We start from the raw sequence: 2,964 nt of genomic DNA, 5'->3' as shown, positions 1-2,964 counted from the left end.
GCGGGCGAGCGGCCGCGGGGGGGCGGGGCGGCGAGCCGCTGGCGGGTGGTCCGTCGGCATCGCCTAGGGTGGTCCGCGATGTATCCCCGAGTAACCGCCGTCCTCGTCGCGCGCAACGGCGCAGCGTATCTGGAACGCACCCTCGCGGCGCTCCGAGCACAGACCCGTCAGCCCGACGCGACCGTCTTCGTCGACGGGGGCTCGAAGGACGACACGGGTGAGCTGCTCGCCGGGTGGGGCCCGTCCCAGCTGGTCCAGGTCTCCGAGAACCTGCCCTTCGGCCAGGCCGTCGCGCGCGCGGTGCGCGTGATGCAGCCGCCGCGGGGCGAGGACGAGTGGCTCTGGCTGCTCGCTCAGGACTCCGCTCCCGAGCCAGGGGCGCTCGCGGCCCTGCTCGGAGCCGTCGAGGTCGCCCCCTCCGTCGCCGTCGCCGGTCCGAAGGTGATGGACTGGACCCGGTCCGGGTACATCCGCAGCTACGGCGAGTCGATCACGAACTACGGCACCACGGTCCACCTCGTCGAGGACGAGCTCGACCAGGGGCAGCACGACGCCACCCCCGACGTGCTCGCGGTCGCCGCGGGCGGCATGCTCGTGCGCCACTCCCTGTGGGAGGAGCTCGGCGGGTTCGACCCCGGTCTGCCCGTGGTCGACGACGCCCTCGACTTCTCGATCCGCACCCGCCTGGCCGGCCACCGCGTCAGCCGCGTGCCGGACGCCCGGGTCACGACCGCCCGCATCGGACTGCAGCGCCCCGACGGCCGTCGCATCGACGGAGGGGAGCGCCGCCGCGCCCGGCAGCACCGCACCGCGCAGCTGCACCGCCGCCTCGCGTACGCGCCCGTGGCGCTCCTCGTCCTGCACTGGCTCTCGCTCGTGCCGCTCGCCGTCGGGCGCGCGATCGTCCGCCTGCTCCGCAAGCAGCCGGGACTCGTCGGCGGCGAGCTGCTGGCCGCGGTGGTCGTCGCCTTCGGCGCGACGAAGGTGCTGCGGGCGCGGAAGGTCCTGCGCTCCTCGAAGAACGTGGGCTGGAAGGCGATCGCCCCGCTGCGGATCCCGCTGGACACCGTGCGCCAGCTGCGCTCCGTGCGGCACGACGCCGTCCGGGTCCAGGCGAGCCGCGAGCGGCACCCCCTGCACTTCTTCCAGAGCGGCGGGGTCTGGGTCGTGCTCGCGGCGGCGCTCGCGGGCCTCATCATCTACACGCCCCTGATCGCCGCACCCGCCCTGAGCGGGGGCGGCCTGCTGACCCTCTCGCCGACGGTCGCCGAGCTGTGGCGCAATGCGGCTTACGGGTGGCGCGACCTCGGCTCCGGCTTCATCGGAGCGGCCGACCCCTTCGCCGCCGTGCTCGCGGTGCTGGGCTCGATCACCTTCTGGTCGCCCAGCTACTCGATGGTGCTGCTCTACCTGACGGCGCTGCCCCTCGCCGCGATGGGCGCCTGGCTGATGGTGGCGCGGATCACTCCGCGACCCCTCGCCCGGGCGTTCGGCTCCGTCGCCTGGATCCTGGCCCCCGCGTTCTACGCGGCGCAGGCCGACGGGCGGCCGGGGCCGATCCTGGTGCACGTCCTGCTGCCGTGGCTGTTCTTCGCCGGCTTCGGCGCGTACCGCTCGTGGTCCGCCTCCGCCACCGCATCGCTCCTCGCCGCCGCCGTCGTCGCCTGCGCTCCGATCCTGTCGCTGCCGCTCCTGGTGGTGTGGCTGGTCATCCTCGCGACCTCCGGTCGCCGTCTCGGCCGATTCGCCGGCCTGCCGATCCCCGCGTTCGCCCTGCTGTTCCCCCTGCTCGTCGCCCACGCGCCCCGCGGGAACTGGCTCGCCGTCCTCGCCGACCCCGGAGTGCCGCTGCCCTCCGTCCGGGCGGACTTCTTCTCGCTGCTCGCGGGCGTCCCGGCCGGGCTGCCGGGCGAGTGGACCGGCTTCCTCTCCGGCCGGCTCGGCATCGCCGAGGCGGCAGCCCCGCTCGCGACCCTCGTGCTCGTGCTCCCGCTGATCGTCGCCGCGCTCGGCTCGCTCCTGCTGCCGAACAACCTGCCCGCCCTGGGCGGAGTGGGAGTCGCGGCCGCAGGCCTGCTCACCGCCTCGCTCGCGCAGGGGATCCAGGTCGCCACCGCCGGGTCCGAGTCGGTCGCCGTGTGGAGCGGCACCGGGCTCAGCCTCTACTGGCTCGGACTCGTGATCGGCTTCTCGCTGTCGCTCGGCGCGCTGCCCTCGCTGCGCCTGGTGACCGCCCTCGTCGTCACGGTCACCGCCGCTCTCGCGGTCGGTCCGTTCGCGCTGGCGTTCCCCGCCTCCGACGGCTCGTCGATCGCGAGTACCTCCGATCGCTCGCTCCCCGCGTACGTCGCGGCCGAGGCGCAGAACGACCCGCGCGTCGGCACGATCGTGCTGGTGCCGCAGGACGACGGCGGGATCCTCGCCCGTCTCGAGCGCGGAGCGGGAGCGACGCTGGACCAGCAGTCGACCCTCGCCGCGACCGGCGCCGAGAGCACCGACGAGATCGACGAGCTCGCCGGCAACCTCGTGTCGCGCTCCGGCTACGACGTCGAGGGGGCGCTCGACGAGCTCGGCGTCCGCTTCGTGGTGCTCACCGACGCCGACGACGCGCAGGCGGGCGACGCGGCCTCGGCCGTGCAGGCCCGTGCCGCGGTCTCGCTCGACGGCAATCCCGCGTTCTCGGCGGTCGGCGACACGAACTACGGTCTCCTCTGGAGCGCCGTCGACCCCGACGACCAGCGCGTGGACGCCGCTCCCCAGGACGTGGTCGGCCCCTTCGGCGTCGCCTACACGACCGCTCTGCTGCTCGTGTTCCTCGTCGCGGTCCTGCTGGCCGTTCCCACGGGCATGTCGCTCGAGCGCGCCCGATCGGGCGCGGCGGTCGCGGGCCTGGACGACGAGCCCGGCGAGGCCACCGGCCAGTTCGACGACGGGACCGACGATGTCTGACCCCCGCGATCAGGA

1 protein-coding gene is annotated in these 2,964 nt (G+C 74.6%); it reads left to right on the top strand.

All coding sequences use genetic code 11. The annotated features are described in order from the left end of the window. Nucleotides 1–78 precede the first annotated feature (78 nt). Entirely contained in the window at nt 79–2,949 is a 2,871-nt protein-coding gene (locus NB037_RS19120; protein WP_251948617.1) for a glycosyltransferase family 2 protein, read from the top strand. The last annotated feature ends 15 nt before the right edge of the window (nt 2,950–2,964 follow it).

This window comes from Rathayibacter rubneri, from assembly GCF_023743255.1.
In the GTDB taxonomy this organism is placed as follows: domain Bacteria; phylum Actinomycetota; class Actinomycetes; order Actinomycetales; family Microbacteriaceae; genus Rathayibacter; species Rathayibacter rubneri.
The sequence above is the reverse complement of the archived record's forward strand: the minus strand, read 5'-3'. Positions and strand labels throughout refer to the sequence as shown.